The organism is Roseateles depolymerans (genome assembly GCF_003387155.1).
GTDB lineage: Bacteria > Pseudomonadota > Gammaproteobacteria > Burkholderiales > Burkholderiaceae_C > Roseateles > Roseateles depolymerans.
On record NZ_QUMT01000006.1, the window covers coordinates 57,571 to 69,856 of the forward strand.

Sequence of the window (12,286 nt, forward strand, 5' to 3'; positions counted from 1 at the left end):
CGGAACTGGCTCTGCCAGGCCGCTGGGTGGCGCCCCCTGGGGGCAGGAGCGAAGCGACTGGGGGGCCAATCACACCATTGCGGTGATGACGACCTCGATCTTCCACTCGGGCTTGGCCAGATGCGCCTGCACCGTCGCCCGCGGCGGCGTATGCCCGGCCGGCACCCACGCGTCCCATGCCTCGTTCATCCCCGGCAGATCCGCCAGGTCCTTGATGTAGAGCTGGGCCCGCAGGATCTTGGTCTTGTCCGTGCCGGCACGTGCCAGCAGCCGGTCGACCATGCCCAGCACCTGGGCGGTCTGCCCCTTGATGTCCTGGGTGGCATCGTCCGGCACCTGCCCGGCCAGATACACGACGCCGTTGTGCACGGCCATTTCAGACAGTCGGGGACCGACGTCAAAGCGTTCGATGTTGCTCATTTGCTGTGATGCTTGCTGTGGGAGGGAGCATGGGCCTTGGCCTTGCCAGCCTTGCCGGCGTGGCCAGCATGACCCGCAGGACCAGTCTTTGCGGCGCCACCAGCGCCATGCGCCCCGGCAGCCTTCTGGCCCAGCTTGCTTTCGGTGCCCGCCATCAGCTTGCGGATGTTGGCCTCGTGGCGCCAGATCAGCAGCAGGCTCATCAGCACAATGGCGATCAGCTCCGGACCCACACCCCAGATGAGCATTTCATAAAAGGGCGCGAACACGGCCGCACTGATGGAGGCGAGCGACGAATAACGGAAGAAGTAGGCAATGATGATCCAGGTCAGCAGCGTCGCCAGGCCCAGCCAGGGATTGATGGCCAGCAGCACACCTGCCGCCGTCGCCACGCCCTTGCCCCCCTGAAACCGGAAGAACACCGGCCACAGATGGCCGATGAAGGCCGCCAGGCCCACCAGCGCGGCCACGCCCTGCTCCATGCCGTAAGGCGCGCCATAGTGCTGCACCAGCAGCACCGGCACAAAACCCTTGAGCGCATCGAACAGCAGCGTGAGGATGGCCGCCGCCTTGTTGCCCGAGCGCAGCACATTGGTGGCGCCCGGGTTGCCGGAGCCGTAGCTGCGCGGGTCCGACAGGCCCATCATCCGGCTGATGATGACCGCAAAGGACAAGGACCCGAAGAGATAACCGGCGATGATCGCCCCAACCGAAAACAATACGTCTTGCATGGGGCGTTATTCTGCCCCGGACTTCAGTGCGCACTCGACCGGCCGCGCGCCCAGCAACTCCGTCAAAACCCTTGGTTCGAGGCTCACCAGATACCCCCGGCGGCCCCCGTTGATCAGGATGCGCGGCAGCGCCAGGATGCCGGCCTCGACAAACACCGGCATCTCCTTGCGCGTGCCGAATGGCGACGTGCCCCCGACCATGTAGCCGCTGTGCCGCTGCGCCACATCCGGCTTGCACGGCTCCACCTTCTTGCAGGGAATCTGGCGCGCCAGTTCCTTGAGGCTGACGGTGCAGTCGCCGTGCATCAGCACGATCAACGGCTGCGCCTTCTCGTCCTGCATCACCAGGGTCTTGACCACCTCATGCTCCGGCACGCCGAGCTGGCGGGACGATTCGGCGGTGCCCCCATGATCGACATAGTCGTAGACATGCTCGCCAAAGGCGACGCTGTGCTGCCGCAGCCATTGGGTGGCCGGCGTTTCGCTGACGTGAGAACCTTTCTTGCTCATGGGCCTGCATTGTGAAGCAGCCCCCGCGGCGCGGCTTGTACAGGATTGCTGACAACGCCTGGCAGCGGTGCGGTTAGGCTGCGGCCCGTAACGGGAATTGCCATGCCGCTTGATACCTCTGCTCCATTGCTCAAGGACCTGATCAACGAAGCCGCGCTGCGGGACGTGGCGGGCACCTTCAAGGACCTGACCCCCTCGTTCGATTCGCGCGGGTTTCTGAAGGCCGCAACGAACGGGCTGGATGCGCTGTCCATCCTGCAACGGGTGCACCGCGTGGCGGAAAGCCTGGCCCTGGCGCTGCCGGGCGCCTATGCCGAGCAACTGGCGGTGGTGGTGGACGCGGGCCCGCGTCTGAGCGGGGCCTTCCTCAACATGGCGCTCGGCGACTTCGTCGCCAGCTATGGGCTGGCCGACCCGGCCCGGTCGCTCAAGGCGCTGCGCCGCCTCACCCCCTACGGCACGGCGGAATTCGCCGTCCGCCCCTTCCTGCGGCAGGACCTGCACGGCACGCTGCGCACCCTGCGGACCTGGACCGAGGACCGCAACGAACATGTGCGGCGTCTGGCCAGCGAAGGCTGCCGGCCGCGACTGCCCTGGTCCTTCCGGCTGGAGGCGCTGGTCGCCGACCCGACCCCGCTGGCGCCGCTGCTGCACGCCCTGCGCCAGGACAGCAGCCTGTATGTGCGGCGCTCCGTCGCCAACAGCCTCAATGACATCACCAAGGACCATCCCGACTGGGTCTTCGACCATGTGGCCGGCTGGGACCTGGACCACGCCCACTGCGCCTGGATCGTCAAGCATGCGCTGCGCAGCCAGATCAAGAAGGGCGACCCGCGTGCGTTGCGGCTGATCGGGGCGAGCGAAGGCGCGGAGGTCTCGATCGACAAGCTGTCGATCAGCCCCTCCCAGGTGACCCTGGGCGGTGAGGTCGAGATCGCCTTCGAGCTTCGCTCGCAGTCGGGCAGCGACCAGCGGCTGGTGGTGGACTATGTGGTCCATTACGTGAAGAAAAACGGCGCGCCCTCGCCCAAGGTCTTCAAGCTCAAGACGGTGGCCCTGCCTGCTGGCGAGGTCCAGCCCATCCGCATTCGCCGCGCGCTACGCAACTTCACGACACGGGTGCACTACGCCGGCGACCATCGGGTGGAGGTGATGGTGAACGGGCAGCGGATGGCGTCGGGGGTCTTCACGCTCACCGTCTGATAAAGCGGGGGGCTTGTGGCCGAGAAATTATTGTTTTACAGTAATTTCTTACCTTCTCACGGTAAGTGACATGCACGACGCCTTGCCCCGCCCCGCTGCCCCCCGACTGCTTTGGATTTCCCGCAGCGTCCGTGCCCTGGCGCTGGGAGGCGCCGTCGGCGTGCTGACCTTCGCGGCGGCGTTCTGGAGCAGTCCGCAGTGGGTGCAGCGCGTGGCGCTGTCGCAATGGAAGCTGCCGGCGGGGTCGCTCCAGACCGACGCCCTCTCCCGCTTCCTCGCAGCCCTTGGCAGTGCGCCCGGATTCGCCCTGGCCTTGTGGGTGCTGTGGCAGGTCTGGGCCCTGTTCGGCTGGTATGGCCGGGGCGAGATCTTTCATCCGCGCGCCATCCACCATCTGCGTCGCTTCGGCCAGGCGGTCACTGCGCTGGCACCAGTCATGGTGCTGTCCGACACGCTCACCGTGCTGGGCCTGACCTGGTTCAATCCGCCGGGCAAGCGGCAGTTGATGGTGCAGATCGGCAGCGAGCACTACCTGCAGCTGATGGTGGGCCTGGTGCTGCTGGCCATTGCGCAGGTGATGCTGGAAGCCCAGCGCATGGCCCAGGAGAACGCGGAGTTCGTCTGAACGCCGCGCCACCGCCATGCCCATTGTTGTCCGGCTCGATGTGATGCTTGCGCAGCGAAAGATGCGCTCCAAGGACCTGGCCGAAGCCATCGGTATCACCGAGGCCAATTTGTCGCTGCTCAAGTCCGGCAAGGTCCGCGGGGTGCGCTTTGACACGCTGGCCCGGATCTGCACGGTGCTCGACTGCCAGCCGGGCGACCTGCTGATGCATGAGCCGGGGCCGCAGGACGGGATGGACCTCGGCAGCGAAGAGGCCGATCGCGACGATCCGCCGCCTGCCGTTCGTCGGTCAGTGCGCAAGGACTAGACGCCGTGAAGACCCCTCCGATGCTGGTGCTGGACACCCCGCCGCGATGGAGGGGAATGCTGGCCGTGGTGGCCGTGCATGCCCTGCTGCTGGTCTGGCTCGGGCAGACACATCGGGCGCTGCCGTCCGCGCAAGAACTACGTCCCACGCGTCAGCCGACGAGCACGGTGAAGATGGTCACGATCCAGTTGTCCCCGCTGCGCCACCGCGAGGCGACGCCCACCCCCACGCCGGTGCCTTCCGCCCGCGAACCCCAGCGCCCCGCACGACAGCGCCCCCTCGCGACCGACACGGCGCGCGCCACCGCCGAGGTCGATGCGGCCCCGCTGGCCGCGAAGGCAGCATCAACCGCGACGAAGGCGTCCACGGCAAGGACGGCACCCGCGCCCGAACCCCTGGCGGTCGACGCACGGAAACCTCCGGCATCTGCGCCTGAATCGCTGCCCCAGCCGGCCGCTCAGTCGGCGCTTCAGTCGCCGTCGCCTGCCGCGTCCGGGCCCAGTGGCCGTGAGCTGATGGACGGCGCGGCCACCCGGCTGGCCATCCGACAGTCCACCCGCGGCACGCCATTGCTGTCCGAGCGCGCCGACCAGGCCAGCCAGGCCCCTGAACGGCTCGACGCTTCGGCCCGCCTGGGACGCGAGATCAAGGAAGCCGGCCATGGAGACTGCCTCAAGGGCGAATACGCCGGCGGCGGCATGGGCCTGCTCAGCGCGCCGTTCCTGCTGCTGGCGAAGGCACGCGGCCAATGCGCCAAGTAAGCCCCGCACCGACCTCCTCCAGGAGCCACGCTGTGACCCGATCGATTCTTCCACCTGCGCCCTGCGCGCCCTTGCCCATGCATGCTGTGAACACCTTGGCCGCCCGGATGGCGGGTTTTGTCGGCCCTTTAATGCGCAACCGGCGGACGGCCCTGCGGATTCTGGCGGGCGGGCTGTACGCCGCGGGCCTGTCGCAGGCCGCGGTCGCTCAGGTTGCCCACGACGCGCAATCCGCTCAAACAGTGCAATCCGCTCCATCCAGCCAGGCCTCCGCGCCGGACGACGCCGCCCAGTCCTTGCCAACGGTGCAGACCAGCCTGCAACGCGGCAGCTTCATGCCCTACAAGCAGATCAACCAGGTGCTTCTCGCCTTGAAGACCGATGGAGAAGGCCTCTTCGTCAGCCGCCTTCGCATCCGCCCGAGCGACAAGGGCCAGCCGCTGCCGCCCAACATCCGCCTAGCGTTGATGACCGACGAGCGCACCATCAACATCCCGGTCGATGCCGAAGGCCGCTTTGAGCTGCCGACGTTTCCCAAGGAGGAAGCCAAGGACATGGAGCTGGGCAGCAATGTGCCCAAGGGCACGACCGGCATCCAGCTGCGCATCGACCTCACCACCCCGCCCGACCAACTGGACATGGCCACCGTTCGCCGCGTCGTGAAGGTCGGCCAGCATCTGCGTGATGAGTTGCTGCCCTGGTATGTGCGCTGGCTGGTGCCGCAGATCGACGGCGTGACGGTCTGCAGCGCCCGGCCGGATTGGCAACTGGGCTGGGCCGAGAACGGCCAGAACTGGGTGCTGCCGCTGCCGGCCGACGCGTCCGCCAAGGAACCGGATACGGAGAAGGACAAGCCCTCGCGTCCCTGCACCGTGCTCACCGGCCAGGAGCAGTTTCCGGACCGCGCCCGCCTGCTGTCACCAGCGGCGGACCAGCCCAAGCTCTACATCCGGCTGCGGCAGACGCGCCCGTCCTGACCGGGTCAGTGCATCAGCTTAAGGGTCACCACGCCGGCGATGATCAGCCCGACCCCGACGAACCGGCCCAGCGTGGCCGGGTCTCCATAGGCCAGCACGCCCACGGCGAAAGCGCCTGCGGCACCGATGCCGGTCCACACCGCATAGGCCGTGCCCATGGGGATGGCGCGCTGCGCCAGCCAGAGCATGTAGCCGCTGCCGGACATGAAGGCGATCGCCATGGCGATGCCCAGGCCGCGGTATTGCGGCGTCTGGGCGAGTTTGAGGCCGACGGGCCAGCCGATCTCGAGAAGGCCGGCGATGACGAGGTAGATCCAGCTCATGACAATACTGCTTGCAGGGGAAACCCTGCATGCTAAGCCCAGCCGGCGTGCTTGGGTCTGGACTCCCCCTCAGCGCAGCCTCAGCAAGACCTTAGCGCTGCCTCAGCCCTGCAACTGATCAATGATGATCCGCAGCCGCTCCTGCACGGCGGGTTCCAGGTCCACGAACCGGCAGCCCACATACACCTGCTCGCCAGCCAGGAAGGAGCGGAAGCTGCGGCGCGCGCGCACCTCCAGCGCCACCGTGACGACACCGAAGTCGCCCAGGCTCAGGCGCACCTGGGGAAGCCGTTTACCCACCAGCAGCGCGCCTGCCTCGGCCTTGCTGGCCCGCAGTGCCACGCCGCCCAGCGACACGTCTTCCAGGCTCAGGCTCAACGAACGCCCCAGCACCGCCAGGTCTGCATGGAACGCCGGCCCCAGCGGCATCGCCTGACGGGGCGAGCTGCGGCGGTCCACCGGCTCGTCCAGATCCACCGCACCGCCGGACATCGAGTCCTGGTGGCCGGACGTGTCCGGGCGGGGCCGGTTGGTGTCGTCGTCGAGCGGATCGAGGGGGAACGGTCTGGAGTTCATAAGGCCACAAGCGCTGAGCAGAAGCACTGTGCAGAGGCGCGATGCCAAAGACGGTGCCAGGTCGATGCTGACCCGAGTGTAGCGAGCACCGAAGGCCTCGGCGGTCTTGCGCCGCGGCCCTTCACGCCTTCACCCATTCACCCTTGCAGCGCGCTCCCGTCGCGCTCTCTGGCGCGCTCCAGCTCCAGTTGCTTCAGCACCCGGCGCTGTACCTTGCCGGTGGTGGTCATCGGCAGGCTCTCGATGAACTCGATGTCCTTGGGATATTCGTAGGGCGCCAATCGCCCTTTGACAAAGGCCTGTAGCTCGGCGACCAGTTGCGCCGATCCTTCATGCCCCGGCGACAGCACCACAAATGCCTTCACCATGCTGCCCCGGTCCGCATCCGGCTTGGGCACGACGGCGGCATTGGCCACCGCCGCATGCTTGACCAGGCAGTTCTCGATCTCCCCCGGCCCGATGCGGTAGCCCGCCACCTTGAACTGATCGTCCGAGCGCCCTTCGTACCAGAGGTAGCCCTGTGCATCCATGCGGGCCATGTCGCCGGTGCGGCACCAGCTGTCGTCGGGGTCGCCGGTGAACTTGGCGCGGGTGGCAGCCTCGTTGTTCCAGTAGCCGAGGAAGAACACCGGGTCCGGCGTGCCGTGCACATCGCGCCGATGCACGGCAATTTCGCCGATGGTGCCGGGGGCGCAGACCTGCCCGTCGTCGTCGATCACCGCCACGCGGTGCCCGGGATAGGCGCGGCCCATGCTGCCCGGACGGGCCGGCCACAGCCGGGCGCAGTTGCCCACCACATAGTTGATCTCGGTCTGGCCGAACATCTCGTTGACCGTCAGGCCCAGCTCGTCCTGCACCCAGTGGAAGACCGCGTCGCCCACCGCTTCGCCCGCACTCATGATGGCCTGCAGATGCAGCTCGTACTGCCGGCGTGGATGCGGACAGGCCTTCATCATCGCCTTCAGCGCGGTCGGGAACAGGAAGGTGTGGCTGATGCGATAGCGCTGCATCAGCTCGAAGGCTCGCTCCGGCGTGAAGCGGCCCTGGTAGGCCAGGATCGGCCGCCCGAAATACAGCGTGGGCAGCAGCGCATCCATCAGTCCGCCGGTCCAGGCCCAGTCGGCCGGGCTCCAGAAGACGGCCTCGCTCGCCACCGACGGATCGCGCGGATCAAAGCCGAACCAGTTCTGGCTCGCGACAAAGCCGGTGAGGTTGCCCATCAGCGCCCGCTGCGGAATCAGCGCGCCTTTGGGGGCGCCGGTCGTGCCGCTGGTGTAGATGAGGATGGCCGGGTCATCCGCCGCGTGCAGGCGCGGCTGGAAGCGTGCATCTTCCGCCTGCAGCGCGGCCATCCAGTCGCTTTCGCCGTCCTGCGGCGACGTGCCGCCCACCACCAGCAGATGAGAGAGCGCGGGGCAATCCGCCCTCACCTCACGCAAGGTGGCCAGGGCCGCTGCTTCCACGATGGCCAGGCAAGCGCCGCTGTCCTGCAGCCGATAGGCCATGGCCTCTGGCCCGAACAGCATGGACAGCGGCATGGCCACCGCGCCGAGCTGGTTCAGGGCGATGTGGGCCACCGCCGTTTCGAAGCGCTGCGGCATTACCAGCGCCACCCGGTCCCCCGCCTTCACGCCCAGGCGCTGCAAGGCATTGGAGAGTCGGTGCGCGGCGCGCTGCAACTGGCCGTAGCTGTATTGCGCGCGGCAGCCGGTGTCGCTGTCGGAGAGGATGGCGGGCGCGTCGGGCGTGTCGCGCGCCCAGCGTCCGCAGCACAGCTCCGCCAGGCTGATCTGCGCCGGCAGCTGCCACTGGAAGCGGGCGTGCATGTGGGGGTAGAGGTCGCCGGGCGGGGACGTCTCGGATGGGTCGGGTACGTGACGGGCCGGACGCCTCGCGGTCATGGGGAGCTCTTCCTCTCGAACAAGAGCGTGGATGCTAGCCACGCTGGCCCGACCGGTCTTCATGGAAAGCCCGTAGCACGCCGGTGGGGCGTGATGCCCCGCGTTAGCGCCTCAGGGCGCGTAGCGTTGCAGCGCCTCGCCGGAGAGACGGCACAGACGCCAATCCGGCAGCAGGGCCGCGCCCATCTTCTCGTAGAAGCGGATGGCGTTTTCATTCCAGTCCAGCACGCACCATTCGAAGCGGCCATAACCGCGCTCATTGGCGATGCCCGCCAGCAGCGTCAGCATGCGACGACCCAGGCCCGCGCCGCGATGGGCGGGCTTCACGTACAGGTCTTCCAGATACAGGCCCGGCTTGGCCAGGAAGGTGGAGAAATTGATGAAGGTCAGCGCAAAGGCCACCACCTCCCCAGACTGGTGCTCCGCCACCCAGGACTCCACCACCGGCTTGTCGCCAAACAGATGCGGCGCCAGGGTCTCGGGCGTGACGGACAGCAGATGGGTGAGGTTCTCGAATTCCGCCAGCTCGGTGATCAGGCCGACCAGGGCGGGTACATCCTCCGGGCGTGCCGGGCGAAAGCTGTAGGCCTCGGACGCCGGGCTGGGCACGGGGGTGCTGTCGGTGGACACATCGGCCGCGGCGGCTGCGGACAGGGATGGGGAGTTGGGTGTGGCGTTCATGCCTGCATTGTCTCCATGGCGAAAGCGGCCCGGCGATGCAAGGCCTACAGTCGTGTCCATGAGCACCGACACCCGCCCGACTTCCCCGTCCGCCTCGGCGCTGCCGACAGCGGCGTATGTGCCGCGCCGGACGCATCGCAGCGAATTCGTGACGCTGCGGGGGCTGCGCCATCATCTGATGCACTGGGGCCCGCCGCCCTCGCCGTCCGACACACGTCCGCTGCTGGTGATGGTGCACGGCTGGATGGACGTCGGGGCCTCGTTCCAGTTCATGGTGGATGCCCTTCGCGAGGAGCGGCCGATGGTCGCGATGGACTGGCGCGGTTTTGGCCTCACCGACAACACGCCGGGCGATGCCTACTGGTTCCCCGACTACCTGGGCGACCTGGACGCGCTGCTGGACCATCTGAGCCCGGGCGCCCCGGTCGATCTGCTGGGTCACAGCATGGGCGGCAATGTGGTGATGACCTATGCCGGCGTGCGGCCGCAGCGCATCCGCCGCCTGGTGAATCTCGAAGGCTTCGGCCTGCCCGAGACGATTCCGGAGATGGCCCCTGCGCGGCTCGCCGACTGGCTCGATGAGCTCAAGACCCCGCAGAGCCTGAAGAGCTATGAGTCGGTAGAGGGCGTGGCGCACCGGCTGATGAAGACCAACCCGCGAGTGCCCGCCGACAAGGCGGCCTGGCTGGCGCAGCACTGGTCGCGTCAGGGGGAAGATGGCCACTGGCACATCCTCGGCGACGCGGTCCACAAACGGACCAACCCGGTGCTCTACCGCAGGGCTGAAGCGCTGGCCTGCTGGTCCCGCATCCAGGCGCCGACGCTGTGGGTGGAAGGCAGCGAGACCGACATGACCCAGTGGTGGGGCAACCGGTATCCGCGCGAAGACTTCGAAACGCGGCTGAGCGTGGTGCCGAAGCTGGACCGTGTGACCTTGCAGAAGGCCGGGCACATGCTGCATCACGACCAGCCCGAGGCCTTGGCGCGGGAGGTGGAATCGTTCCTGGGCTGAGGCGCCTTCCGCGGGCAGCGTGAACACCGCAATGGGCGGCGTCCAGGGCGCAGCGTGCAGTGAGTGGCGAGTGACCAGTGGCAGGTAGCAGGTAGCAGGTAGCAGGTGGCAGGTGGCTCGGCTCAAGCCCCTGCTGTGACGACGGCCGCCTGGTACACCTGCACAAAGGCCGGCGGCATCCGGCGCGGTCGGCCGGTGCTGATCTCGATGCACACCAGGTCCCAGCGCCCGCGCATCAGCGTCTGGCCGTCGCTGGCGCGGCGCAGCTGGAAGCGGCGCTCCATGGCCAGCTTGCCGTCGCCCGCCGTCAGCCAGGTGCCCAGCCACAACCGCTCGCCCTGGAAGGACGGCAGCAGATAGTCGTAGACGCCCTGCCGGATGGCCATGGCGCGGTCCAGTTGGCGGTAGTCCTGCAGCGACAGGCCCAGGTGCTCCGAATGCGACCAGGCCACACGCTCGCACCACTGCACATAGACCGCATTGTTGGTGTGGTCCAGGCCGTCGATGTCCGCCGCCTGCGGGGACACCTCCAGCAGGTGGGGTCGCGGGTAGTCCCAGCCGTCCCCCTGGTTGATCCCGTCCACACCTGCGTCCCGCCCTGCCCCTTGCTCCACCGACATGCCTGTCTCCTGCCCCGCAGGGCGCTACTGAATGCCAGATCTCGCCACAGAGATCCGTCGCCGCCGTGACCTCCTGACGCCGCCCCGGCTGCAAATTCGGCAGAATGCCGCCCCTTGATTCTCTTGCGACAGCGGCCTGCGCGGCTGTCGCACAAGCGGCAGGTCTGTCGCGGCGGTGCACCCGGTGCCGTCGGTCGCGCCTGCCGTGTTTCTCTTCCGTCTGGCCTCAGTTTCCGTCATGAACATCACCGTCCTCGAAGAACTCCGCATCTACATCGACCCGTTGACCGACGACGAATATGCCGCCCTGGAGCGCAGCATCCTCGCCGAAGGCTGCCGCGACGCGCTGGTCCTGTGGGGGGACATTCTGGTGGACGGTCACAACCGCTACAGCATCTGCAGCAAGCATGGCCTGCCCTTCCAGACGGTGCAGAACACCCGCTTCAAGACGATGGAAGACGTGCATCTGTGGATGATCGACCAGCATCTGGGCCGCCGCAGCGTGTCGGACTTCCAGCGGGGGGTGCTGGCCCTGCGCAAGAAGGAGATCCTGGAGGCGCGGCGCCTGTCGGTGCTGGACAAGCCGGCCGAGGAACTGGCTGCCGCGGCCGAGGCGCCTTGGGAGGGCGAAGGCGCCCCGACAGCGCCGGTGGAGGCCGCCGTGCCGGCCGCGCCGCCCCTCAAGAGCCGTGAAGCGATTGCCAAGGCCGCCCGCATCAGCGCGGCCACGGTGAGCCAGATCGAAAAGATTCAGAAGGCGGCAGCGCCGGAGCTGGTGGCGGCGGTGAAGGCCGGCGAGGTGTCGATCAGCGCCGCGGCGGTCATTGCGGAGCTGTCGGCCGAAGAGCAGGCGGCGGCGGCGGCCGGCGGCAAGAAGGAACTGCGCCAGGCGGCCAAGCGGGTGCGTGAGGCCAAGAGCGGCAAGAAGTCCACCGGTGATGCGGTGGCCGATGTGGCCGTGGAGGTGCTGGGCGTGCCGACGACCGATGAGGGCGAGCCGGAATCCGATCCGCGCATCGCACTGCTGCGGGCGCAGGTCAGCGCCCTGCAGGACGAGAACACCCAGTTGCGCGCTCAGGTGGCGGATCTGCAGGCCCAGCTGACTGCGGCCAGGCACGCCGCTGCGTCCTGATCGGGGCTCAACCCGGCCAAGGGGGCCGGGTGATGGCCAGGTAAGAGCCGCGTGATGGCGGTAATGGCCTGGCGCCCGATCCCGGTCGGGCGACTCAAAACTCGGACTGCGTAGGCTCCGGCGGGGCCGCTGCGACGGCGGCCTCGTGGCGATTCATCACCCGGGCATAGATCCAGACGATCGCGCAATACACCAGCAGCGCGCCCTGGGCCCCGACCCAGAAGCTGAACGGCCAGCCGAAGAACTCGAAGCTCAGGTCCCGCGCATACCAGGCCACGCCAAACGTCACCCCGCCCCACAGCAGCAGCAGGGACAAGGTCAGCAGCACCACCACGCGGGTGGAAGCCGCGGCCGGACGGCCGGCGTGCCGGTCCGGCGGCCCGCTGACCGCCCACTCCGGAGAGCGGTCGCCGCGTTGGGGGACAGGGCGTGTCGGGTCCATCCCGACATCTTAGGCAGCCCATGCGTGGCAGCATGAGAAAATACCCTTCTTCACCCGCTGTCCGG

General features: G+C 67.9%; 16 protein-coding genes. 7 read left to right on the top strand and 9 right to left on the bottom strand.

Annotated elements, in window-relative coordinates:
• Positions 1-69 precede the first annotated feature (69 nt).
• From DES44_RS22225 to DES44_RS22235, 3 genes are read right to left on the bottom strand one after another with little or no spacing between them, the layout of a single operon-like run.
• Positions 70-420, bottom strand: coding sequence for a RidA family protein (locus DES44_RS22225; RefSeq protein WP_058934457.1), 351 nt, complete (start codon positions 418-420; stop codon positions 70-72).
• A complete protein-coding gene (gene plsY / locus DES44_RS22230; protein ID WP_083525453.1) occupies positions 417-1,151 on the bottom strand; it encodes a glycerol-3-phosphate 1-O-acyltransferase PlsY in 735 nt (244 codons plus the stop codon). The genes DES44_RS22225 and plsY overlap by 4 nt, the downstream gene beginning before the upstream one ends.
• A gap of 6 nt (positions 1,152-1,157) precedes the next feature.
• Complete coding sequence (locus DES44_RS22235; RefSeq protein WP_058934456.1) at positions 1,158-1,661, bottom strand: aminoacyl-tRNA deacylase; 504 nt, start codon at positions 1,659-1,661, stop codon at positions 1,158-1,160.
• 102 nt (positions 1,662-1,763) lie between these two features.
• On the opposite strand from DES44_RS22235, the gene DES44_RS22240 reads away from it, so the two are divergent.
• The 5 genes from DES44_RS22240 to DES44_RS22260 all read left to right on the top strand — a co-directional run bounded on the left by DES44_RS22240 (position 1,764) and on the right by DES44_RS22260 (position 5,534).
• Positions 1,764-2,864 (top strand): DNA alkylation repair protein, encoded by a 1,101-nt coding sequence (locus DES44_RS22240; RefSeq protein WP_058934455.1) that lies wholly within the window; start codon positions 1,764-1,766, stop codon positions 2,862-2,864.
• Positions 2,865-2,934: 70 nt separating this feature from the next.
• A complete protein-coding gene (locus DES44_RS22245) occupies positions 2,935-3,489 on the top strand; it encodes a DUF2975 domain-containing protein (RefSeq protein WP_083525452.1) in 555 nt (184 codons plus the stop codon).
• 16 nt (positions 3,490-3,505) lie between these two features.
• On the top strand, positions 3,506-3,796 hold the full coding sequence (locus DES44_RS22250) for a helix-turn-helix domain-containing protein (protein WP_058934453.1): 291 nt from the start codon (positions 3,506-3,508) through the stop codon (positions 3,794-3,796).
• A gap of 5 nt (positions 3,797-3,801) precedes the next feature.
• A complete protein-coding gene (locus tag DES44_RS22255) occupies positions 3,802-4,557 on the top strand; it encodes a hypothetical protein (RefSeq protein WP_147307186.1) in 756 nt (251 codons plus the stop codon).
• A gap of 77 nt (positions 4,558-4,634) precedes the next feature.
• The gene (locus DES44_RS22260; RefSeq protein ID WP_147307187.1) at positions 4,635-5,534 is read left to right on the top strand and encodes a hypothetical protein; all 900 of its coding nucleotides are present in this window, start codon (positions 4,635-4,637) and stop codon (positions 5,532-5,534) included.
• 5 nt (positions 5,535-5,539) lie between these two features.
• Here the strand turns inward: DES44_RS22260 and DES44_RS22265 are convergent, their stop codons facing one another.
• The 4 genes from DES44_RS22265 to DES44_RS22280 all read right to left on the bottom strand — a co-directional run bounded on the left by DES44_RS22265 (position 5,540) and on the right by DES44_RS22280 (position 9,015).
• Positions 5,540-5,857, bottom strand: a complete 318-nt coding sequence (locus DES44_RS22265) for a DMT family transporter (protein WP_058934450.1) — start codon at positions 5,855-5,857, stop codon at positions 5,540-5,542.
• A 102-nt stretch (positions 5,858-5,959) separates the two neighbouring features.
• Positions 5,960-6,433, bottom strand: coding sequence for a PilZ domain-containing protein (locus tag DES44_RS22270; protein ID WP_058934449.1), 474 nt, complete (start codon positions 6,431-6,433; stop codon positions 5,960-5,962).
• 137 nt (positions 6,434-6,570) lie between these two features.
• Complete coding sequence (locus DES44_RS22275; protein WP_058934448.1) at positions 6,571-8,334, bottom strand: acetate--CoA ligase; 1,764 nt, start codon at positions 8,332-8,334, stop codon at positions 6,571-6,573.
• 111 nt (positions 8,335-8,445) lie between these two features.
• Complete coding sequence (locus DES44_RS22280; RefSeq protein WP_083525451.1) at positions 8,446-9,015, bottom strand: GNAT family N-acetyltransferase; 570 nt, start codon at positions 9,013-9,015, stop codon at positions 8,446-8,448.
• A 58-nt stretch (positions 9,016-9,073) separates the two neighbouring features.
• Here DES44_RS22280 and DES44_RS22285 point away from each other — a divergent pair, with 58 nt between their 5' ends.
• Positions 9,074-10,027, top strand: coding sequence for an alpha/beta fold hydrolase (locus DES44_RS22285; protein ID WP_083525450.1), 954 nt, complete (start codon positions 9,074-9,076; stop codon positions 10,025-10,027).
• Positions 10,028-10,149: 122 nt separating this feature from the next.
• On the opposite strand, the gene DES44_RS22290 is transcribed toward DES44_RS22285, so the two are convergent.
• Positions 10,150-10,647: an acyl-CoA thioesterase gene (locus DES44_RS22290; protein WP_116001869.1), complete on the bottom strand. Its 498-nt coding sequence runs from the start codon at positions 10,645-10,647 to the stop codon at positions 10,150-10,152.
• Between the two features lie 238 nt (positions 10,648-10,885).
• Between DES44_RS22290 and DES44_RS22295 the strand changes: the two genes are divergently transcribed.
• Positions 10,886-11,779 (top strand): ParB N-terminal domain-containing protein, encoded by an 894-nt coding sequence (locus DES44_RS22295; RefSeq protein ID WP_058934447.1) that lies wholly within the window; start codon positions 10,886-10,888, stop codon positions 11,777-11,779.
• A 94-nt stretch (positions 11,780-11,873) separates the two neighbouring features.
• Here the strand turns inward: DES44_RS22295 and DES44_RS22300 are convergent, their stop codons facing one another.
• The gene (locus DES44_RS22300) at positions 11,874-12,221 is read right to left on the bottom strand and encodes a DUF4212 domain-containing protein (protein WP_083525449.1); all 348 of its coding nucleotides are present in this window, start codon (positions 12,219-12,221) and stop codon (positions 11,874-11,876) included.
• Between the last annotated feature and the right edge of the window lie 65 nt (positions 12,222-12,286).